22 protein-coding genes are annotated in these 21,074 nt (G+C 44.4%); 14 read left to right on the forward strand and 8 right to left on the reverse strand.

Annotated elements, in window-relative coordinates:
- Position 1 precedes the first annotated feature (1 nt).
- The 9 genes from MD536_RS16510 (at position 2) to MD536_RS16550 (ending at position 6,108) form a co-directional block, all read left to right on the forward strand.
- Complete coding sequence (locus tag MD536_RS16510) at positions 2-1,186, forward strand: molybdopterin molybdotransferase MoeA (protein ID WP_239602161.1); 1,185 nt, start codon at positions 2-4, stop codon at positions 1,184-1,186.
- Between the two features lie 8 nt (positions 1,187-1,194).
- Positions 1,195-1,932 carry a sulfite exporter TauE/SafE family protein gene (locus MD536_RS16515; protein WP_239602164.1) on the forward strand — a complete coding sequence of 246 codons (738 nt, stop codon included), beginning with the start codon at positions 1,195-1,197 and terminating at the stop codon, positions 1,930-1,932.
- 4 nt (positions 1,933-1,936) lie between these two features.
- Entirely contained in the window at positions 1,937-2,170 is a 234-nt protein-coding gene (locus MD536_RS16520) for a MoaD/ThiS family protein (protein WP_239602166.1), read from the forward strand.
- 2 nt (positions 2,171-2,172) lie between these two features.
- Positions 2,173-3,279 carry a HesA/MoeB/ThiF family protein gene (gene moeB / locus MD536_RS16525; protein ID WP_239602167.1) on the forward strand — a complete coding sequence of 369 codons (1,107 nt, stop codon included), beginning with the start codon at positions 2,173-2,175 and terminating at the stop codon, positions 3,277-3,279.
- A gap of 2 nt (positions 3,280-3,281) precedes the next feature.
- Positions 3,282-3,725, forward strand: a complete 444-nt coding sequence (locus MD536_RS16530) for a molybdenum cofactor biosynthesis protein MoaE (RefSeq protein WP_234867724.1) — start codon at positions 3,282-3,284, stop codon at positions 3,723-3,725.
- Positions 3,726-3,734: 9 nt separating this feature from the next.
- Positions 3,735-4,646, forward strand: coding sequence for a bifunctional molybdenum cofactor biosynthesis protein MoaC/MoaB (gene moaCB, locus MD536_RS16535; protein ID WP_239602169.1), 912 nt, complete (start codon positions 3,735-3,737; stop codon positions 4,644-4,646).
- 115 nt (positions 4,647-4,761) lie between these two features.
- Positions 4,762-5,220 carry a mobile mystery protein A gene (locus MD536_RS16540; protein ID WP_239602171.1) on the forward strand — a complete coding sequence of 153 codons (459 nt, stop codon included), beginning with the start codon at positions 4,762-4,764 and terminating at the stop codon, positions 5,218-5,220.
- A complete protein-coding gene (locus MD536_RS16545) occupies positions 5,211-5,807 on the forward strand; it encodes a mobile mystery protein B (RefSeq protein ID WP_239602173.1) in 597 nt (198 codons plus the stop codon). Before MD536_RS16540 ends, MD536_RS16545 begins: the two co-directional genes overlap by 10 nt.
- 34 nt (positions 5,808-5,841) lie before the next feature.
- Positions 5,842-6,108, forward strand: coding sequence for a CBU_0592 family membrane protein (locus tag MD536_RS16550; RefSeq protein WP_239602175.1), 267 nt, complete (start codon positions 5,842-5,844; stop codon positions 6,106-6,108).
- Here MD536_RS16550 and MD536_RS16555 read toward each other — a convergent pair.
- Positions 6,074-6,691, reverse strand: a complete 618-nt coding sequence (locus MD536_RS16555) for a TetR/AcrR family transcriptional regulator C-terminal domain-containing protein (RefSeq protein WP_239602176.1) — start codon at positions 6,689-6,691, stop codon at positions 6,074-6,076. The two genes, MD536_RS16550 and MD536_RS16555, sit on opposite strands and share 35 nt — an antisense overlap.
- A 222-nt stretch (positions 6,692-6,913) precedes the next feature.
- Here MD536_RS16555 and MD536_RS16560 point away from each other — a divergent pair, with 222 nt between their 5' ends.
- From MD536_RS16560 to MD536_RS16580, 5 genes are read left to right on the forward strand one after another with little or no spacing between them, the layout of a single operon-like run.
- The gene (locus MD536_RS16560; RefSeq protein ID WP_239602177.1) at positions 6,914-10,015 is read left to right on the forward strand and encodes a SusC/RagA family TonB-linked outer membrane protein; all 3,102 of its coding nucleotides are present in this window, start codon (positions 6,914-6,916) and stop codon (positions 10,013-10,015) included.
- A gap of 29 nt (positions 10,016-10,044) precedes the next feature.
- On the forward strand, positions 10,045-11,526 hold the full coding sequence (locus tag MD536_RS16565) for a SusD/RagB family nutrient-binding outer membrane lipoprotein (RefSeq protein ID WP_239602178.1): 1,482 nt from the start codon (positions 10,045-10,047) through the stop codon (positions 11,524-11,526).
- Between the two features lies 1 nt (position 11,527).
- Complete coding sequence (locus MD536_RS16570) at positions 11,528-12,763, forward strand: alkaline phosphatase family protein (protein WP_239602179.1); 1,236 nt, start codon at positions 11,528-11,530, stop codon at positions 12,761-12,763.
- Positions 12,764-12,810: 47 nt separating this feature from the next.
- Positions 12,811-14,352 carry a M20/M25/M40 family metallo-hydrolase gene (locus MD536_RS16575; protein WP_239602180.1) on the forward strand — a complete coding sequence of 514 codons (1,542 nt, stop codon included), beginning with the start codon at positions 12,811-12,813 and terminating at the stop codon, positions 14,350-14,352.
- A gap of 3 nt (positions 14,353-14,355) precedes the next feature.
- Positions 14,356-14,871: a hypothetical protein gene (locus tag MD536_RS16580; RefSeq protein ID WP_239602181.1), complete on the forward strand. Its 516-nt coding sequence runs from the start codon at positions 14,356-14,358 to the stop codon at positions 14,869-14,871.
- 3 nt (positions 14,872-14,874) lie between these two features.
- Here the strand turns inward: MD536_RS16580 and hemL are convergent, their stop codons facing one another.
- The 7 genes from hemL to hemC are packed head-to-tail and all read right to left on the reverse strand — an operon-like array spanning position 14,875 to position 21,074.
- The gene (gene hemL / locus MD536_RS16585) at positions 14,875-16,164 is read right to left on the reverse strand and encodes a glutamate-1-semialdehyde 2,1-aminomutase (protein ID WP_239602182.1); all 1,290 of its coding nucleotides are present in this window, start codon (positions 16,162-16,164) and stop codon (positions 14,875-14,877) included.
- Between the two features lie 12 nt (positions 16,165-16,176).
- Positions 16,177-16,470 (reverse strand): YciI family protein, encoded by a 294-nt coding sequence (locus MD536_RS16590; protein WP_239602183.1) that lies wholly within the window; start codon positions 16,468-16,470, stop codon positions 16,177-16,179.
- 30 nt (positions 16,471-16,500) lie between these two features.
- Positions 16,501-17,475, reverse strand: a complete 975-nt coding sequence (gene hemB, locus MD536_RS16595) for a porphobilinogen synthase (RefSeq protein WP_239602185.1) — start codon at positions 17,473-17,475, stop codon at positions 16,501-16,503.
- Positions 17,476-17,491: 16 nt separating this feature from the next.
- Complete coding sequence (gene hemF, locus MD536_RS16600; RefSeq protein WP_239602187.1) at positions 17,492-18,400, reverse strand: oxygen-dependent coproporphyrinogen oxidase; 909 nt, start codon at positions 18,398-18,400, stop codon at positions 17,492-17,494.
- Positions 18,393-19,427, reverse strand: a complete 1,035-nt coding sequence (gene hemE, locus MD536_RS16605) for a uroporphyrinogen decarboxylase (protein WP_239602189.1) — start codon at positions 19,425-19,427, stop codon at positions 18,393-18,395. The genes hemF and hemE overlap by 8 nt, the downstream gene beginning before the upstream one ends.
- 17 nt (positions 19,428-19,444) lie before the next feature.
- Positions 19,445-20,164: a uroporphyrinogen-III synthase gene (locus tag MD536_RS16610; RefSeq protein ID WP_239602191.1), complete on the reverse strand. Its 720-nt coding sequence runs from the start codon at positions 20,162-20,164 to the stop codon at positions 19,445-19,447.
- Entirely contained in the window at positions 20,154-21,074 is a 921-nt protein-coding gene (gene hemC / locus MD536_RS16615) for a hydroxymethylbilane synthase (RefSeq protein WP_239602193.1), read from the reverse strand. The genes MD536_RS16610 and hemC overlap by 11 nt, the downstream gene beginning before the upstream one ends.

A 21,074-nucleotide genomic window follows, 5' to 3' on the forward strand; every position in this document is an offset into this window, starting at 1 on the left:
TATGATCAGCGCTTCAGCAGCAAAAGCAATAATAAAAGAACAATGTGAAACATTGCCACCGGTGGTGGTTCCCATCAAGCAGGCAATGGGCACTGTGCTGGCGGAAGATATCTATGCTCCTGTGGATATTCCCTGTTATCCCCAATCGAGCATGGATGGTTATGCATTTTCCTATGCAGGATGGAAGCCCGGAGAACCCCTGGATTTGTATGGCGAGATGGCTGCGGGTAGTAATCAAACGATTGAACTAATCCCCGGCAAGGCTGTCCGCATTTTTACAGGAGCAGCCGTACCACCGGGAGCAGATACGGTGGTGATACAGGAGAAGATCCGCCTCGAAGGAGATGAATTGCATATTGAAGATCCTGAACTGAAAGCAGGCGATAATGTACGTCCTATAGGATCTGAGATCAGCAAGAATGCGTTGGCATTGGAAAAAGGCACCCTGCTAACAGCACCGGGCATTGGATTCCTGGCAGGGATTGGCCTGGCGGAAGTGAAAGTATATCCGAAACCTCGGGTAGCCATCATCGTTACCGGCAACGAATTGCAGGAACCGGGAAAGCCTTTGGAATACGGGCAGGTGTATGAATCGAATTCAGCTTCTCTGACAGCCGCGCTGGAAGCACTGTTGATCAGGGATATTCAACTCTATCGGGTGGCGGACAATTTGAACTCATTAAGTGCTACCCTGGCAACTGCGCTGGAGAATGCCGACCTGGTATTGCTGACAGGAGGAATCAGTGTAGGGGATTATGATTTCACGCTGAAAGCAACACTGGAATGTGGCATCGAGACCATCTTTCATAAGATCAAACAGAAACCGGGCAAGCCCATCCTGTTTGGCAAGCAGGGACAAAAACCTGTTTTTGGATTACCGGGCAATCCGGCTTCGGTGATGACCTGCTTTTATGAATATGTCTTGGTTGCGATTGGCGAAATGCAACATCGTAACCTGGCCCTGCGCAAGCGCAATGCCATCCTGGCCAATACAGTGAAAAAGCCTGCCGGTCCCACGCATTACCTCAAAGGGTATGCAGATGGCGAAAAAGTAATGTCATTGGAAGGACAGGAATCCTATAAACTGAATTCCTTTGCGCGGGCCAATTGCCTAATTATGTTACCGGAAGAATGCACGCAGGCGGGTCCGGGTGATGAAGTAGAAATCCATATCTTACCCTTTTAATCGCGCGCATGGATGCTACGCTGATCTTTTATATCATCTTGTTTGTCGTTGCCTTTTTGTATGCATCGGTAGGGCATGGTGGTGCCAGTGGGTACCTGGCCCTGATGGCTCTGTATGGATTTGCACCCGAAGTGATGAAGCCCACGGCGCTGCTGTTAAACCTCTTTGTATCCCTGACTTCCTATATCCAGTTTTATCGCGGCGGACATTTCAAATGGAAGATCTTTTTACCATTGGCACTGGTCTCCATACCCATGGCATTTATAGGCGGACTGCTAACTATCGATGCAACGATTTACAAGAAGATATTAGGGGCGCTGTTATTGTTGCCGATCCTGCGCTTCTTTTTATTAAAAGACAACAAACAGGCGGGGACTGTTGAGTCGCAGGTTTGGGTCTCGGTTTTCATTGGTGCCGGCATAGGATTTTTATCCGGACTCATAGGAATTGGAGGAGGCATCATCCTTTCGCCGATTTTGTTGTTATTAAACTGGACGAATCAAAAGCAAACGGCGGCCATCAGTGCCTTGTTTATATTCGTGAATTCCTTAAGTGGCTTATTCGGGCAATTGACCAAGGGCATACATTTCAGTACAGACATGTTGTGGATGGTGGTAATCGCTTTTGGTGGAGGATTGTTGGGGGCCTGGTTCGGGTCCTTGAAATTCAGGCAGGAAGTGCTGAAATTTACACTGGCAACTGTGCTCACCCTGGCGGCTTTTAAATTATTGTTTACCTCAGCGTAAGAAAATGGAACTACAGATCACGATATTCGGGCAACTGACAGATATAACAGGAACTAATCTCATTCGGGTACCTGCTGTGAGCACCACCGATGAATTATTGGCAGCCCTGAAACAACAGTATCCGGCATTGGGAACCGCCAAATTTGTGGTGGCGGTGGATAAAAAAATCATCCAGGGGAATACAGAATTAGCAGCAAACAGCAGCATTGCTTTATTACCACCCTTTTCCGGAGGATAATCATGCAGCAAAGGGGAACCATACAGGAACGTTATCACCGGCAAGTACTCTTGAAAGAGTTCGGTGAGCAGGGGCAGCAACGATTGGCCGAAGCAAAGGTATTGGTGCTGGGTGCAGGAGGACTGGGTTGTCCGGCTTTGTTGTACCTGGCGGCAGCGGGAGTTGGCACCCTTGGTATTGTAGATTTCGATACCGTATCAATGAGCAACCTTCACCGGCAGGTATTGTTTGGAACAGAAGATATCGGTCAGTTAAAAGTGCTGGTGGCAGAGCAAAAATTGAAAGCCATCAATGCGGATATCAACATACTAACCTATCCGGCTAAATTAGATACTGCACTTTGTCTCGAATTGTTTGATTCCTATGATATCATCCTTGATGGCACAGATAACTTCGCGACGCGCTATATGGTGAACGATGCCTGTGTATTGTTACAGAAGCCGTTGGTCTATGGGGCGGTATCCCGATTCGAGGGACAGGTAGCCGTGTTTGCAGCAGATAGAAATGCTGTTAACTATCGGGATCTCTTTCCGCAACCGCCTGTGGAAGGCGAAGTGTTGAATTGTGCGGAAGCGGGTGTATTGGGTGTGTTGCCTGGCATTATTGGCAGCATGCAGGCGAATGAAGTCATCAAGTGGATCACGGGAATGGGAGAGTTGTTGAAGAATCAGTTGTATACCTACCATGCCTTGTATAACCAACATATGACGGTGGAGTTATCAGTGGTGGAGGAAAACAGGAAATGGATGCCGAAGAATGAGCAGGAATTTCTTAGTACGAATTATGAGTGGTTATGTGGTATCGGGGTGGATGCAAAGGAGATTGACAGCAAACAATTGGAAGCGCTCATAGCGCAGGAAAAACTCCTGGTGATTGATGTAAGAGAGGAAGGACAGCTACCTGAGATTAGTTTCGTGGAGCATGTAAAAATGCCTTTATCCGGATTAAAAGAACAATTACATACAATAGATGCAGACACCGTGGTATTCATTTGTCAGTCGGGCAAGAGAAGCCTGCAAGCAGCGAACTGGCTGGCGGAAATCAATACACGGATCAACATATACAGTTTAAAAGGGGGAGTCCTTAATTGGAAAACCTACAAGCAGTAGATATGAAAGAACGTAAACCCAAACAGATCTTTGTACAGGGCGCGATTTCGCCGGCCTTTATAGCTGACAGCATACAAAAGCATAGTACGCGTCACGATATTGGAGGACACAGTATATTCCTTGGACAGGTGCGGGCCGATACCATAGAGGAGAAGCCCGTAGCAGCCATTGAGTATACTACTTATGAGGAGATGGCCCTGGAGAAAATGCTGGAGATCCGGGAAGCAATCTTTAGTAAGTACGATCTGACCTGTATGCATGTGTATCACAGTCTGGGTAAGGTAGCGGCAGGCGAGATCTGTCTCTTTGTATTCACTTCTTCCAAACATCGCAGAATGGCAATCGACGCCTGTACGGAATTGGTAGAAAAGATCAAGTTTGAGTTACCGGTATGGGGCAAGGAACTATTTGAAGATGAATCTTATCAATGGAAGGAAAATAAATAAAGTGGAAGCATGGTTAACATAACGCATAAATCAAGTTCACTGCGCCAGGCAATTGCTACGGCGATTTTGAGGGTATCGGGTCAGGCTACCATTGATGCCATCTTGCAGAAGAAAGTGCCCAAGGGTGATGTATTTGAGTTCTCGCGGGCTGCTGGCTTGCTGGCCATCAAAAAAACCAGTGATGTGATCCCTGATTGTCATCCATTGCCCATTGAATATGCGGCTATCACACATCGGATAGAAGGATTGGATATTATAATTTCAGTGGAGGCGAGGACGATTTACAAAACCGGTGTGGAAGTGGAAGCCATGCATGGGGCGTCGGTGGTGGCGTTGACTATGTACGATATGCTGAAGCCAATTGACAAATCCATTGAAATAAGCACCATCAAACTGGAAGAGAAAAAAGGCGGCAAGACAGATTTCCGGTATGAGATGCCGGATACGGTGAAGACTGCCATCGTAACCTGTTCCGATGGTGTGGCAAGTGGTACATATCCCGACAGGACAGGAGATCTGATTGAAACTAAGTTATCACACTACAATATTCAGGGCGTCTTACGGGCAGCTATATACGATGATCTGGATTCCATCCAGGCCAAGGTGAAAGAACTGAAGGATGCGGGTGTACGCCTGGCCATCTTCACAGGAGGAACAGGTTTATCCCCCCGCGATGTTACTCCGGATGCCATTGCTCCCCTGCTGGACCGCGAGATCCCGGGCATTATGGAAGCAGCCCGGAATTATGGGCAGCAGCGCATGCCTTATGCCATGCTTTCCAGGGGAGTGGCAGGCTTTATCGGGGATATGCTGGTGCTCACCTTCCCCGGCTCACCCAGAGGTAGTGAAGAGAGTATAGATGCCTTGTTTCCGGCTATTCTGCATGTGTTTAAGGTAACGGAAGGGGTGCGGCATTCGTGAGGGGGTGAATTAGCGTAATTTCAATCTGGTAAAGTTAAAACTTGACAAAAAGTTGGTAAAAGTAAATATAAAGCTTTACTTTTAGGTTAAATTAGTCAAGTTATTACTTTACAATATGAGTAAGTTATCTCTTCAATTGCAACACTTAAATAGCAAAATGCAGTCCTTTGCTTTTTTAAAACAGGTTGCTATTCCGCAGTATGGTTGGGTAAAAGCAATTCGAACTTCTTTGGGCATGTCCATGCAGCAATTAGGTAACAAATTGGGCATTTCCAAACAGGGTGTATTAGATATTGAAAGGAGGGAAAAAGATGGATCCATAACAATTAAATCCCTCAAGGAAGTGGCAAGAGCAATGGATATGCAATTGGTGTATGGATTTATCCCAAATGATGGTTCATTGGATTCCTTAATTGAGAAACGTGCGATTGAACTGGCAACCAAAATTGTAATGCGCACCGCAACTACAATGGAGTTGGAGGATCAGGCTAATTCAAAGGAAAGAATTGAAAAGGCCATTCAGGAGCGTGCCAATGAGATTAAGAAAGAAATACCTAAAATTTTATGGGATTAGCTTTTGATAGTACGGATGGGCAAACTCCATTAGATGAAGAGGAAAGTGAGGGGTTGTTAATTCCTACTATTAGCACACGGGGAGAACTGGATGAGTTTGAACAACAGAATATTGAACGGGCATTGCAATGGACACTCGGAAGATATTTTAAACCAGCGACTGTTTTCACAGAACATTTTATCAGGATGATCCATGAGCGCATGTTTGGTGATGTATGGTCCTGGGCTGGAGATTTTAGAAAATCAAACCGGAACATTGGTGTGGACAAATGGCAAATTCCTACTGCGTTAAAATCACTATTGGACGATGCATTATATTGGCATGAAAATAATATTTATAATCCTGATGAAATTGCAATTCGGTTCAAGCATCGGATTGTAAGTATTCATTGTTTCCCGAATGGAAATGGAAGGCATAGTCGATTAATGGCTGATATAATTGTTGCTAATATCTATAAACAACCTGTATTTACCTGGGGATCAAATAATTTCTCTGGTAAAAAAGATGCGAGGACTGTATATCTGAAATCTCTTAAAGAGGCTGATAGAGGTGCATATGAATCGTTACTTGGTTTTGCGCGATCCTGAATTATCTGCGTACTATCTTTAAAAAAAATAAGTATTGAATCTATTATCAATCAATCCACTCGTATACCAAACCATTGGATGGATCGGCACCATTGCTTATCTATTAGGGTATTTCCTGCTTACTACCAATAAACTGAAAGCCAATCAGATCCGGTACCATGTACTGAATATAATTGGCTCTATCGGGCTTACTGCCAATGCTGTATATTACACCGATCTTCCCAATGTAGTGGTGAATGTGGTTTGGGGTATCATTGCAGCCGGGGCTATTTATGTGCTGCTGCGGAAGCGGAAAGGTTAAGTTGAATCAATGCCTGGCTTTTATAATAATCCAGCCTTTTTCGGTATTCCTCCTTTTTTACTACTAATGTCAGATAATAATAAGCCCCATCCACAATTACGAAAATCATATCTGCTGCCCTTGCAGGGTCTTTCACTTTTAATTCCCCAGCCTGGTTGCAGGCAAGTATCATCTTCTCCAGGTTCTCCCTCAACTGATCCAGTACCATTTTAAACTTAGCTTTGAGTTTCTTGTCGCGGAATACCATTGAATAACAACTATACGCTACGCTGTCGTCAAATAATATATTCCATTTCTGAGAGAATAAACGATCTATTACGGTCAACAATCTTTTCTGCGGATCTTCTTCCAACGCAGCAGGGGTTTTGAATATTTGCAGGTAACGCTCAAGGATAAACTCTATCAAAGCAGTAACCAATTGTTCTCTTGTCTGGAAATAATGTATAATCAGACTCGGATTAATATCCATGGAAGCAGCAGTTTTTGCAATGGATGCATTTTCCAGTCCTTCTTTTTTTGCCAGCTTATAAAAGGCGCTGACGATCTCCGCCTGCCGGGATTCCTTTAAACTCTTTCTTCCCATGTAGTATGCTTAGGGTTCCAGACAAATATAATGTACGCTGTTCATTTTTCTTGTAGAATCATTCCTACGCAATCGTTTGTCTGAATTTAACCAGATTATCTTTTTGTAAAACTATTATTATTTAATTTTAAATAAATTGAATGAACGTTCAATTTATATTGTTTCAAAAGAAAAACTAATCATCTTTGAAACATCATTTATTAGCCACTAATACAGCTTATTATGAAAAGAATTGCGCTTAACTGTTTATTCCTGCTGCTGGCCTGTTGGAGCTTCGCACAGGATAACCCGGTAACCGGTACAGTCCGGTCTGCAGAGGGTACTCCACTGGCTGGAGTTACTATTCTGGATAAGTCTACCGGCAAGGGAACGAATACAAATGCAGAAGGAAAGTTTTCCATTCAGGTGGGTTCCAATGCCATTTTGGAGTTTTCATTTATTGGCTACACTAAACAATTAATACCATTAAATGGTCGTCGGGAGCTTTCTGTTCAACTAACCCTGAGCGATGGTACTGAACTGGGTGAAGTAGTTGTTACTACCGCGCTGGGTATTAAAAAACAACAGAAAACTTTGGGCTATGCGGTGCAGGAAGTTAGTGGTGAAACAATGGCCAAGACAAAAGCACCCACTCCTTTAGCTGCGCTTACAGGGAAAGTGGCCGGGTTGAATATTACCAATACAACCGACCTGTTCCGGAATCCGGGAATTTCTTTAAGAGGTCGCACTCCTTTGATTGTGATCGATGGCATACCTGATCCGGATGCAGATCCCTATAAAATAAATGCGGATGATATTGAAAGTATATCAGTATTAAAAGGTCCGGCTGCAGGTGCGCTGTATGGGGCACTTGGGGTAAATGGTGCCATTATGTATACGACTAAAAAAGGTAAGAAAGGAAAACTAACCGTAGAGTTTAATTCTTCTACCATGTTTCAAACTAGTTATACAGTGGTGCCGGAAGTGCAAACCGTTTATGGAAATGGTGACCAGGGACGTTATGCCTATTCCAATGGTTCCGGTGGTGGAGCCGAAGGTGGTGGCTGGATTTGGGGCCCCAAACTGGATCAGCGCGATCCGTCTACACCAAGTGGCTTTTATGAAACAACACAATATGATAGTCCGATTGATCCGGTAACTGGTCAACGAATTCCGACACCCTGGATATCAAGAGGAAAAAATAATATCAAAAACTTTTTCCGTACAGGTATGCTCTCTACTAACAGCATCTCTGCTTCAGTAGGTACGGAGAAAGGTTCGTTCCGAATTGCAGCAAACCATATGTACCAGCAGGGGGTAGTTCCGAACACGGGATTGAATAACAGTTCCTTTTCTATTGGTGGTACCTATCAACTGGCTCCCAAGCTCAGTATGGATGCTAAGCTTACCTATAACAGGGAATATTCTGATAACTATCCAACTGTGGGTTACGGTCCGCCCAATTATCTGTATAATCTTATTCTTTGGATCGGTCCGGATATTGATATCCGTGATCTCGAAAATTACTGGATGCCTGGCAGAGAAGGTTTGCAACAGCGTAATTACAATCTTTCCTGGTACAATAATCCGCATTTTATCGCCAATGAATTATTGAACGGATATAAAAGAAACAACAGTTTTGGTCAGGCTACTTTTGATTACAAAATCACCAAGGATCTCTCCCTTAAGTTCAGAAATGGATTTAACCAATACTCAAGTGTAGCAGACACAAGGGAGCCTTACAGTTATATCGCCTATAGCTATATTTCAAGAGGAAATTTTTCTTCCCAGCAATCTAATTATTTTGATATCAATTCAGATTTAATTCTGAATTACAAGCATGATTTTGGAAATAATTTCGGCATCAATCTAACAGCAGGTGCAGCTAATGCCTATCGTCGATTTGAGTCGGTATATACCAGTACCGATGGCTTAACCATACCAGAGTTTTATTCCCTTACGAATTCCATCAATCCTTTGAAAGGTTCCAGTACCCTGAATGAAAGAAGAACGGGAAGTTTATATGGTATGATAGATGCGGAAGCGTTGGGATTTCTCTATCTCAATCTGACAGGACGCTATGATAAAACATCTACCCTGCCCATCAGGAACAATGGTTATTTTTATCCCTCAGCAGGCTTATCAGCAGTTTTATCTGATAAACTGAACTTACCGGAAGCAATTTCTTTCCTGAAACTCAGAACATCCTGGGCTAAGGTAAATACCGGCTTTATTGATGCTAATAATCCTTATGCACATTTAACTACGTATCAGATTGGTCCTAAATGGAATAATGTTCCATCCCTGGTTTGGCCAACCACATTTATTTCTCCTGATTTAGTACCCGCAACTGTTGAGTCGGCTGAATTTGGGGGTGTAATTGGTTTATTGAATAATAGAATCAACCTGGATGTAACCTATTTCACGAATCGCGATTACAACAACTTCATCAATGTTACCCAATCACAGGCAAGTGGTAATACCAGTGTACTCAAAAATGCCAATGTGTTTCAACGCCGGGGTTGGGAATTTGTATTGAGTGGTTATCCGGTTAGGGGAAAAAATTTCAAATGGGAAACGACCTTTAACTTTTCAAAAGTGCATCGCTGGTTAAAAGACGCTACAGATAATCCGGATGGTTATATCGGTCAGATCAAAGAAGGACAACGGATGGACAGGATTTATATAACCGAGGCCCGTACTCCAGATGGCCAGGCAATTTATAATTCTAATGGTATGCAGGCCTATACACCATTCGGACAATATTTTGGGGATCGTGATCCGGATTGGATTTATGGCTGGCAGAACAACTTTAGTTTTAAGAATTGGAATCTCTCCTTTTCGGTGGATGGAAGAATTGGCGGATTGATTTATTCCACTACCAATCAGAAAATGTGGTGGGGTGGAACAGCCAAAGGGACTGTTACTCCTTTCAGAGATGACGCGAATGCCGGGAATAGTACGTATGTAGGACCAGGAGTAGTTGTAACCTCCGGGAATGTTGAATACGACAGTTATGGAAATATCATTTCTGATACGAGAAAATTTGCTCCCAATACTACGCCGGTTAACTACATCAGTTTCATGCAAACAACCAGTGGAGCCATGCTGAATAATTATTTCTACTACAGCGGAACCTATCTGAAAATGCGTGAACTGGTACTGACTTATCAATTGCCAGCTAAAATTATGAAAGGCGTATTTACCGGGGCTTCTGTTTCTTTTATTGCCAACAATCTATTCATCCTGGCAAAGATTCCAAATGTGGATCCAGATGCAGAACGGGATGAATTGCAAACTCCTTCAATGAGAAGCATGGGTGTGAATTTTAATATTCGATTCTGATCAGTTTCTGAACCGTAAAAATTACAACGATGAACAAGACAATACTTTATTCAACTATAGTTGGTATGCTGGTATTTGCTTCCTGTAAAAAGTACGAAGCATTCCAGGATAACCCAAACAATCCCACACAGGCAGATCCTTCCTTATTGCTACCATCCATTGAGCGGACGGCCTTTTCTACCATTTCTGCTGATGCAGCCTTGGCGAGTCGTTACCTGGTTTATACACAGGGGGCCAGCAATACGCAGTATTATGGCTGGCAGCGCAGTAGCATGGCTTATAATAATATTTCCCAGGTTATCAGAATGGAGCAGGAAGCAGCCAGGACAAATAAGCCGAACTATCGCTATATCGGTAAATTTCTTAAGTCTCATTTTATTCTGAATATGACTCAGACATTTGGTGATATTCCTTATAGCCAAATGATGCAGTCTATATTGAATGGGAATTTTTCTGATTCGAGTGCGATTCGTCCGGCTTACGATAAGCAGGAGGATATTTACCTGGGTGTACTGAATGATCTTAAAATAGCTGCTGATTCACTGGATGCAAATGGTATTGCTATTGGTGGAGATCTGATTTATAACGGCAATATAGAAAAATGGAAACGGCTTATCAATTCTTATACTTTACGTATACTGATGAGTTTGTCGAAAAAAGAAAATAATACTGCACTGAATATTAAGTCGCGGTTTAATGAAATTATTTCCAATCCGGCCAAGTATCCACTAATGACATCTAATGCTGATAATGGCCGATTACCGTATTACGATATTACCGGCAATCAGTATCCGTATTTCAATAACAACTCCATGAAAACGGATTACTACCTGGATGTTTCTTTTATTACGATGCTGCAGGACTTAAAGGATCCGAGGCTGTTTGTATTTGGGAAGCCAACTCCATCCAGCAACGGTGCAGTAATGGATTTTGATTCCTATGATGGTCTTTCCGGAAGTGCACCCCTGGCAGAAAATACAGCCAAGCGTGGTGCGGGCAATGCATCACAGATCAACGATCGATATGCGTATACAGCTATTAATGAACCCAGTTTGCTGTTTAGTTATGCAGAACTGCAATTTATCCTGGCTGAGGCGGTGGTAAGAGGTTGGATAAGCGGTGATGCATCCACCTATTATACAAATGGAATCAAGGCTTCTATGGAATTCTCTAACTACAACAACACCTATTCGGAGCAACTCATGAATACGTATATTGCGAGTAGTGAAGTGGCATTGGAAGCAGGTAGGGAAATTGAACAGATCATCACACAGAAATACATCAGTATGTTCATGAATACAGGATGGCAACCTTTTTATGAGCAACGAAGAACCGGGTTTCCACAATTTGATGTATCAGGTGCGGGAATCTTAAATGATGGACGTATTCCCAAAAGATGGATGTACCCTAATGATGAATTTGTAAACAATCGGGTTAATGTAGAGAATGCGATAAAAAATCAGTTTCCTGAGGGCGATGATATTAATGGAACCATGTGGATAGTACAATAATATGAGAAAGATAATTCTAACGACCCTTGCCTTGCTGGTGCTGACAGTGCTGCAGGCTCAAAAAGCGCGTAAAGTTGTTTTTGTAATTGTGGATGGTATAGCGGCAGATGTCATTGAGTCGCAGCCTACTCCCAACCTGGATAAAATTGCCAAACAAGGTGGGTATGCACGTGCCTATGTGGGTGGCGAGAAGGGTGGGTATTCGCAAACACCTACCATTTCGGCAGTAGGTTATAATAGTTTGCTGACTGGTACCTGGGTAAATAAACACAATGTGTGGGACAATGATATTACGGTACCCAATTACAATTACTGGACGATTTTTCGTTTTTTCAAAACACAGTACCCGGAAAAGAAAACAGCTATATTTTCCAGTTGGCTGGATAACCGAACCAAACTGGCAGGCGATGGATTACCTGAAACCGGCAGTTTGAAGATCGATTATAAAGTAGATGGCTTGGAGCTGGATACGGTTCGTTTTCCGCATGACAAGCAAAGAGACTATATGCACCGGATAGATGAAGAAGTAGTGGCAGGTGCGAGTACCGCTATCCGGGAGCAAGCGCCGGATTTATCCTGGGTGTACCTGGAGTATACAGATGACATGGGACATATGTACGGAGATAGTGAGCAATTTTACAAAGCGGTTGGTTATATGGATCAGCAGATGGGAAAGTTGTGGGAAGCTATTCAATACCGGCAGCAACAATTCAAGGAAGAATGGGTCATCTATATTACTACAGATCATGGAAGAGATGCAAAAACCGGGAAACATCATGGTGGGCAATCCGATCGCGAAAGAAGTACCTGGATTGTGACCAGTGCGCCGGGCCTCAATAATTATTTCAAGTCAGGGAAAGCAGGTGTGGTGGACATCATGCCATCCATGGCACGCTTCCTTAACATTACCATTCCACGGGAGCAGGCAATGGAAATAGATGGAATTTCTATAACGGGCCCTCTATCTGCGAAAAATTTGACTGCAAAAGAAGTCGGTGGTCAGATACATATTAGCTGGGAACCGGTAACCCGAAAAGGGAAAGCCAAGATATGGATCAGTTTTACCAATGATTTCAAGACGGGTGGTAGAGATAACTATGCACTTGTAAAAGAGGTAGCGCTTGCTGATGGAAAAGCGATTATTGACCTGCCGGCTGAGCGTTCAACAATTTATAAGATCGTACTGGAAACACCTCATCATTTTCTGAACAGGTGGGTGATTGCAAACGAGCGCTGAATTAATTTAATTTAAAACATATGCCTATTTTTATGCAAATGTTTTAAATGAAAAAGCTGGGCATTGTTGTTGGACTGATAGTACTTGTATTAGTAGCTATCGTTGTGGGTAAAACACTTACGCATCCTTTTGCAAAATTATCCGCGGAGCAGCCGGAGCCTTTAAAAGTTCCTGTTTCAGAACAAAGTGTAAAGCGGTTTGCAACCGGACTTCAATACAATACGGTGAGTTATATCGACAGTGCTGAAAATCCGTTTCCAGTCTATGATTCTTTCCGGTTGTATGTAAGGGAAGCCTATCCGAGAGTGTTTAGTAAGTTGAAAGATACCCTGATCAATGGTCATCAGGTACTATTGGTTTGGAAAGGCAGCAATCCTTCTTTGAAGCCGCTGCTTTTTATGAGTCATTATGATGTGGTGGCACCAGGTGACCATGAGCACGATGATGATGCTATCGGGCAGAATATGTTTGATATGTCGGAGGATCCTGCACCACTACCAACAGAAGAATTCAGCAAATGGAACTATCCTCCTTTTTCTGGTGCTGTTACGCAGGGCCGGATTCATGGCAGGGGTGCCATCGATATGAAAGGTGTCGTCTTTGCTTTGCTTGAATCCGTTGATACCTTACTGGCGCAGCAATTTGTACCACAACGGGATATTTATATCGCCCTGGACCCGGATGAAGAAGTGGGTGGCTTACGAGGTGCTGCCCACCTGGCTGCCTACTTAAAAAATAAAGGCATCCGGTTTGAGACCATTTATGATGAAGGAGGGATTGTTGCGAGTCCGGGTACTGCAGAAGGCATCAATCAAAACATTGCGTTTGTAGGAATTGCGGAGAAAGGGGTGGTGGGCTATCGGATTAAAGTGAAAGGAACAGGGGGACATTCGTCCATGCCTCCTTTGCAAACAGCTGCAGGGCGGGCTGCCATTATAATGCAGCGACTCGAAAACAATCAGTTGCCACAGCGTATGATTAAACCTACCCGTGATTTTATGAATGTTGCGGGATCGGGTATGGGCTTTGCTGGCCGTATGGCGATCGCCAACCAATGGTTGTTCCAGGGAATGTTATTCAAACAGATGGCTAAAACGCCACAGGCGAATGCCCTTACCAGAACTACCACGGCGATCACGCAGTTGAAAGGAAGTGATGGCAATAATGTGCTGGCACCGGTGGTGGAAGTGGTGATCAACTTTAGGATCTTACCCGGAGAAACTTCCCAGGATGTATTAGCGCATATCAAAAAAGCATGTGAAGGATTTGAGGTGGAAATTGATGCACCAAGAATACCGGTTGAGCCATCGAACGTATCACCTACAGACGGAAGAGGGTATGATATAATCCAGGAGGCTGTGGGACAGTTATATCCCGGAACACTTGTGACACCTTATCTCACCATTGGAGCAACGGATTGTAAACACATGGGCGAGCTGAGCGATCGCATCTATCGGTTTATGCCGGTGCTGTTAAATCCGTTTGAACAACGCAGCATTCACAATTTCAATGAGTACATGAGCATTGATAATTATGGCCGCATGATATCTTATTACAGTTATTTAATGCAGCAGTTTGATAAGAAATGAAACATGGCCAGATCAAAAAAGATAACAGAAGGAAGTTGTTTTAAGTTTCAATGTATAACGTCTCAACGAATTTATGTAGCGCGTGAAATGAAGTTTGCGGTTACCAGTTTTTATTATTTCCCGCAACTGAAAGACGATACTGAGCTAGATGCTTTAATTCCTGTTGCAACACCCATCTATTCTAATTTTGTTCACAAAGATGTATACAAGGAGATGGAGTTTTTGAAAGTGATTCAGCTTTCAAAAGATGAAGCATCCTTTACTCCGAAATTTTTCAGACAGGATTTTACCAATATTCAAAAATGCTATTTGATCATTACAGGACAGTTGGAGCCAATTCCATGCAAGCCGGAGGATTGTATTGGATTGGAAAGAGCAACTATTCACGAATCAATAGACAGCATTTGTGAAAAACTTGAATTCTTTGTCACGGGGAAAAAGCAAAAATTACACGAACTCTACAGACTTAGAATTCCAGGTATAGATGAACCATTTGATTTTTCGAAAAAGCTACTCTAATCCTTAAAGTTCTGCCAGGCATTCTCCTGTCGCCTGAATTGTTTTATCCAGATCTTCCTTAGTCAGCGAATTGTTCAGGAACCAACTTTCAAATGCAGAGGGTGGCAGGTAAATGCCGCGGTTCAGCATGGCATGAAAGTATTTCGCGAAGCGCGCATTGTTGGCTGCACCGGCACTGGCGAAATCGGTTATTGCATGTTCGCTGAAATGGATGCTGATCATACTGCCCAACTGGTTGATCACATAAGGCTGTCCCCAGGCGGCCAGTACTTCATTCAGCCCTTTCTTCAGGTACAACGTTTTTTCTTCCAGTTCTTTATAAATGCCGGGATTCGATTTCAATTCTGATAAGAGGGTATACCCTGCAATCATTGCGATGGGATTGCCACTCAGGGTGCCTGCCTGGTAAACAGAACCCAGTGGTGCCACTACCTGCATGATTTCTTTTTTACCTCCGAATGCTCCTACCGGCATACCAGCACCGATTACTTTACCATAGGTTACGAGGTCGGCATCCACCTTCAGCAATTCCTGTGCACCACCAGGCGCCAGTCGAAATCCGGTCATCACTTCATCAAAGATCAAGAGGATTCCATCCTGGTCACAGATGGAACGCAGTCCTTCCAGGAAGCCCGGAGCAGGCAGGATACAGCCCATATTACCGGCTACCGGCTCTACAATAATTGCTGCAATCTCACCTTTATGGTTAGCTGCTAATTGATGAACTGCCTCCAGGTCATTGTATGCACAGGTTAATGTATCGGCGCTTACTCCCGCTGTTACCCCTGGTACAGATTGGATATTGAAAGTTGCCACGCCACTTCCTGCTTTTACCAGGAAAGAATCGGCATGACCATGATAACAGCCTTCAAATTTGATGATCTTATTACGGCTGGTATAGCCACGCGCCACGCGAATGGCACTCATACAGGCTTCGGTTCCACTACTCACCATGCGGATCAGGTCTACATTGGGCGCCATGGATTTGATCAGCTCTGCCATTTTGATCTCCAGCTCTGTCGGTGCACCATAGGAAGTCGAATAGGCTGCGTATTCCTGGATGGCTTTCACTACCGGCTCATAGGCATGGCCTAAGATCATTGGTCCCCAGGAAGCGATATAATCGATGTACTGATTCCCGTCCACATCATATAGATATGCGCCTTTTGCTTTCTGCATGAAGATGGGCGTACCTCCTACGCTTTTGAATGCACGCACGGGAGAGTTGACACCGCCGGGAATGGATTCCTGGGCCTTTGAAAAAAGTGCTTTGCTGACAGATATGTTGTTCATGTTACTGAAATATTATTCGTCACCCGCGAAATTATCGTAGGTCTTGATTTTTTTGGTTGCTTTGAATTCGATGATGCGATAGGTCGCCAATCCTTTCCTGTTGAAGGGATCTTCTGCAATGATCTTTTCTACTTCCAGCTTACTTGCTGCCTTTACAAAGATCAGTCCGCCATCCCTGGGCTCCTTTCTGCCGGATGCCAGGAAATGACCGGAACGATAGTGTTTGTCGAGGTACTCAATATGATCCGCCATGTTGGCGTCAATTTCGCTTACAGGTACCAGGTAGTTGAGTTCGATGATAAACATAGGATCTTATTCTAAAGTTTACTAATCGGTTTAACCAATCAATCTCACTGCGTCTTTTGCAAAATAAGTGGCAATCAGATCCGCACCTGCCCGTTTGATGGAGGTCAGGGTTTCCAGGATTGCTTTGTCTTCATTGATCCAGCCCATTTTTGCCGCCGCTTTGATCATGGCATACTCTCCACTGATATTGTATGCACTAACAGGTACGGATACACTGTTTTTTACTTCACGGATGATATCCAGGTAAGCCAGTGCCGGTTTTACCATCACGATATCGGCGCCTTCTTCCACATCCATCAGGGTTTCCTTCACCGCTTCAATTCGGTTGGCATAATCCATCTGGTAGGTTTTTTTATCGCCAAATCCAGGCGCACTGTCCAGCGCATCTCTGAAAGGACCATAAAAACAACTGGCATACTTAGCACTGTAACTCATGATGCCGGTATTGATAAATCCTTCTGCTTCCAGTCCTTTTCGGATGGCACCAATCCGGCCATCCATCATATCAGAAGGAGCCACAAAATCTGCACCGGCCTTTGCATGCGAGATGCTCATTTTTACCAGGGCTTCTACGGTTGGATCATTTACAATCTGTCCATTTTCTACAATGCCATCATGCCCGAAGGAGGAATAAGGATCCAGCGCCACATCGGTCATCACCAGCATTTCCGGAACCGCGTCTTTAATAGCTTTTACGGCGCGCTGCATTAGTCCGTCCGGGTTCCAGGCTTCTTTCCCTGTATTATCCTTCCACTCGTCTTTACACTTGATGAAGAGCAATACCGATTTTAATCCCATCTGCCACAATTCCTTTACTTCTGCTACTGTCAGGTCCAGTGTATTTCTGTAATAGCCCGGCATGGAAGGAATTTCAATGCGGGTATTTTCTCCTTCATCGATGAAGAGAGGAACTATAAAATCATCGGGACTCAATCTTGTTTCTGCCACCATAGAACGGATGGCTGCCGACTGACGGAGTATGCGGTTTCTTCTTTGCAGGATCATCGTATCTACTTTAGTGTTACACCCAGTCTACCGGATGCAAACAGGCTTGTAATAATTTGTCTTCTTCCGAGCCGGGTACAGGCTGGTAATTGTATTCGAAGCGTACGGTTGGAGGCAGGCTCATCAGGATACTTTCAATCCGCCCATTGGTTTTTAATCCGAAGAGTGTACCGCGGTCGTGGACCAGGTTGAATTCGGTATACCGGCCTCTGCGGATTTCCTGCCAGTGTTTCTGCTCCGGTGTAAAGTTCGTGTTCTTTCTTTTCTCCACCAGCGGAATATACGCTTCCATGAAGGCATCGCCACAGGATTGCGCAAAGGCCAGCCACCAGTCGGCATCTCTTTCTGCTGTGGGTCGCTGGTAATCGTAAAAGATACCACCAATGCCTCTTCTTTCCTTATTACGATGCCAGTTTACAAAGTACTCATCGCATGTTTTTTTAAAGGCAGGATAAAAGCTTTCATCAAATTTGTCGCAGGCATTTTTATAGGTCTGGTGAAAATGCCGGGCATCTTCTTCAAACAAATAATAAGGCGTTAAATCAGTGCCGCCACCAAACCAGCGATCCATTACTTCACCTGCTTCATTGTACAATTCGAACATCCGGTAATTGCAGTGCACGGTTGGTACAAAAGGATTGTAAGGATGAATCACCAGGCTTAATCCACAGGCAAACCAACTGTGCCCATTGATCTTGAGTTGGGTGCGCATCGCATCTGTTACTTCGCCAAATACTACAGAGGTATTCACGCCTCCTTTTTCAATCACATTGCCATTGGCGATCACCCTGGTTTTACCTCCACCACCTTCCGGTCTTTCCCACTGGTCTTCAATAAACCTGGCTTTGCCATCTGCGGCTTCGAGTGCTGCACAGATCCGGTTTTGCAAATCGTGGATATAGGCTATGAATTGATCCTTAAACATGATGACGAAACTCTTTTACCGTATCTACAAAGGCACGCGCATGATCTACCGGAACATTGGGCAGGATACCATGACCGAGATTCGCGATATGTCTGCCCGGACCAAAATCTGTCAGCATCTTTTTCACTGCTTTCTGGATGTCGGGTATGGGTCCCAGTAATTTAGCCGGATCAAAATTGCCCTGCAGGGTTACGTTGTTTCCTGCAAACTGTCGCGCCATTGCAGGTTTGATACACCAGTCGATTCCTAATCCATGTGCTCCTGTTGCTGCCATTTCTTCCAGCGCAAACCAGGCACCCTTTGCAAAAATGATGGTAGGTACTTCGTCTTTTAAGGCAGCTACAATCTGGCGGATGTATTGTAAGGAGAAAATTTCAAAATCATCCGGACTCAACAATCCTCCCCAGCTATCGAAGATCTGTACCAGGTCTGCACCGGCTTTTACCTGTCCTTTCAGATAGGCGATGGTAGTATCGGTAATCATCTGCAATAACTGATGCGCAGTTTCCGGTTGTGCATAACAGAAAGCCTTGGCTTCGTCGAAGGTTTTGCTGCCTTTACCCTGTACCATATAACAAAGCAGGGTCCAGGGAGCGCCTGCAAATCCAATCAGGGGCACACGGTCATTCAATTCTTTTTTGATCAGTTTGATCGCATCAAAAACATAGTGCAGGCGATCATTTACATCGGGCACACCTACCCGCTTTAAGTCAGCAATATTTTTGATCGGGTCTGGCAGGAAGGGACCTTTGCTTTCAATCAACTGTACTTCCAATCCCATTGCCTGGGGAACTACCAGGATATCAGAGAAGAGAATGGCGGCATCCACCCCAACAATATCAATTGGTTGCAGGGTGATTTCGCAGGCCAGCTCAGGAGTCTGGCAACGTTCGAAAAAGCCATACTTCTCACGCAGTACCATGTATTCAGGGAGGTAGCGACCAGCCTGGCGCATCATCCACACGGGGGTTCTTTCTGTTTTTTCTCCACTCAGGGTACGCAGGATGAGATCGTTTTGTAACGGCATATAGTGTTCTTCTTTTATTAATTCAGTGCGAGGATATCAATGGCTTTTTTTGCCAGTCCCTCTTTTCCCGGTTTATCTGCCAGGATGATTTTATTGGAACAGAATTTTCGGATAGTCGTGGCTGTTGTATCACCAATTGCAAATACCAGGGTGCGAGGTTCGAGTTTGTTGTTAACGAAAAAACTCTCTACAGCAGACGGACTATAAAATAACACCCCTGCAAAAGATTCGTTCAGTTTGTGATGAACCGGGATGGTTTCATATACTACGATCTCTGTAACCAGGATGCCCGCTGCAAACAGCATATCCGGTAATTCCGGGCGGCGCTGATCACCACAGAAAAAAATCACTTCATCCGACAGTTCATCTTCAATGATACGGTCGGCCAATGCCACGGCATTGTCAGCAGTTCCAATGATGCTGTCTGCTCCAAAGTATTTTTCAATCAGGGTTTTGGTAGTTTGACCGATGCAATAGATCTGCCAATCGGGTTGCTGATCCTGCATGATCTCTACTACCGATTCCACTGCATTCATGCTGGTGAAAACAACGGTGGTACTCATGAGCAGGGCTGCCTGAATTTCTTCAATGATTTCAGCAGTATGAATCGGCGCGGTATCAATGAAAGAGAGGGTGCTGATCTCAACACCTCTTTTTTTTGCTTCCAGGATGGTTGCATCCGCCAGCGGCCTGGTTGTTAATAAGCAGGGTGATATGGTGTGGGTATCAATTCCCATTTCTTATAGTTGCAACAATTTTATCGGCACCTTGTTCAAGTAATTCATTGGCCGCTATGGTACCAAGTTCTCGGGCATCCTCAACCGCAACGGTTTTTTCAATAGCAAGATGAGCTGCGCCATCCAGTGAAAAAATGTTTCCGCGAAAGCGCAGCATTTTATTTTCTATTTCAGCCAGCGCGCTGATCGGCGTAGAACAGCCACCCATCAGGGTTTTCAGGAAATCGCGTTCAATAGTGGCACAGAGTTCCGTATCCGGATCATTCAATAAAGCGCAGGCTTCAAACGTAGTGGTATCAGTTTCCCGGCAAACTACAAGGATCGCTCCTTGTGCAGGTGCAGGTAACATCCAGTCGAGTTCAATAGCAGTTTCAGGACGCAGGTTGATACGTTCCAGTCCGGCTGCTGCGAAAATGGCACCATCCCAATTTTCTTCTGATAATTTACGCAAGCGGGTATTGACATTGCCGCGCAGGTTGGTGATGCGATGATGCGGATATCTGTTCAGCCATTGTGCTTTTCTGCGAATGCTGCTGGTAGCAATCAAACCGGAGTAGGCGGTATCAGAAAGAAATTCTGTTCCATTTTTGGGAACCAGTAAATCCTTGTGACTGGCTCTTGGTAAAACGGCTGCAGCAACAATGCCCTGTGCCATTTGGGTAGGCACATCTTTCATGGAATGCACAGCAATATCAAAGCGATCACTCAATAAAGCGCTGTCCAGTGTTTTGGTAAACACACCCTGTACGCCCATGGCATAGAGGGGGGTAACAAGATCGATATCACCATCCGATTTCAGGGGAACCAATTCGGTTTGAAATCCTTTGGCTTTGAGCAGCGACTGTACCAATGTAGCCTGCCAGACAGCCAACTGACTGTCTCTCGTTCCGATTCTTATAATCTTGTTCAT

The organism is Flavihumibacter cheonanensis (assembly GCF_022352215.1).
Taxonomy (GTDB): domain Bacteria; phylum Bacteroidota; class Bacteroidia; order Chitinophagales; family Chitinophagaceae; genus Flavihumibacter; species Flavihumibacter cheonanensis.

Coding starts and splice junctions, on each gene's coding strand:
- MD536_RS16510 (WP_239602161.1), top strand. CDS start 2: ATGATCAGCGCTTCAGCAGCAAAAGCAATAATAAAAGAACAATGTGAA.
- MD536_RS16515 (WP_239602164.1), top strand. CDS start 1,195: ATGGATGCTACGCTGATCTTTTATATCATCTTGTTTGTCGTTGCCTTT.
- MD536_RS16520 (WP_239602166.1), top strand. CDS start 1,937: ATGGAACTACAGATCACGATATTCGGGCAACTGACAGATATAACAGGA.
- moeB (WP_239602167.1), top strand. CDS start 2,173: ATGCAGCAAAGGGGAACCATACAGGAACGTTATCACCGGCAAGTACTC.
- MD536_RS16530 (WP_234867724.1), top strand. CDS start 3,282: ATGAAAGAACGTAAACCCAAACAGATCTTTGTACAGGGCGCGATTTCG.
- moaCB (WP_239602169.1), top strand. CDS start 3,735: ATGGTTAACATAACGCATAAATCAAGTTCACTGCGCCAGGCAATTGCT.
- MD536_RS16540 (WP_239602171.1), top strand. CDS start 4,762: ATGAGTAAGTTATCTCTTCAATTGCAACACTTAAATAGCAAAATGCAG.
- MD536_RS16545 (WP_239602173.1), top strand. CDS start 5,211: ATGGGATTAGCTTTTGATAGTACGGATGGGCAAACTCCATTAGATGAA.
- MD536_RS16555 (WP_239602176.1), bottom strand. CDS start 6,691: ATGGGAAGAAAGAGTTTAAAGGAATCCCGGCAGGCGGAGATCGTCAGC.
- MD536_RS16560 (WP_239602177.1), top strand. CDS start 6,914: ATGAAAAGAATTGCGCTTAACTGTTTATTCCTGCTGCTGGCCTGTTGG.
- MD536_RS16565 (WP_239602178.1), top strand. CDS start 10,045: ATGAACAAGACAATACTTTATTCAACTATAGTTGGTATGCTGGTATTT.
- MD536_RS16570 (WP_239602179.1), top strand. CDS start 11,528: ATGAGAAAGATAATTCTAACGACCCTTGCCTTGCTGGTGCTGACAGTG.
- MD536_RS16575 (WP_239602180.1), top strand. CDS start 12,811: ATGAAAAAGCTGGGCATTGTTGTTGGACTGATAGTACTTGTATTAGTA.
- MD536_RS16580 (WP_239602181.1), top strand. CDS start 14,356: ATGGCCAGATCAAAAAAGATAACAGAAGGAAGTTGTTTTAAGTTTCAA.
- hemL (WP_239602182.1), bottom strand. CDS start 16,164: ATGAACAACATATCTGTCAGCAAAGCACTTTTTTCAAAGGCCCAGGAA.
- MD536_RS16590 (WP_239602183.1), bottom strand. CDS start 16,470: ATGTTTATCATCGAACTCAACTACCTGGTACCTGTAAGCGAAATTGAC.
- hemB (WP_239602185.1), bottom strand. CDS start 17,475: ATGATCCTGCAAAGAAGAAACCGCATACTCCGTCAGTCGGCAGCCATC.
- hemF (WP_239602187.1), bottom strand. CDS start 18,400: ATGTTTAAGGATCAATTCATAGCCTATATCCACGATTTGCAAAACCGG.
- hemE (WP_239602189.1), bottom strand. CDS start 19,427: ATGCCGTTACAAAACGATCTCATCCTGCGTACCCTGAGTGGAGAAAAA.
- MD536_RS16610 (WP_239602191.1), bottom strand. CDS start 20,164: ATGGGAATTGATACCCACACCATATCACCCTGCTTATTAACAACCAGG.
- hemC (WP_239602193.1), bottom strand. CDS start 21,074: ATGAACAAGATTATAAGAATCGGAACGAGAGACAGTCAGTTGGCTGTC.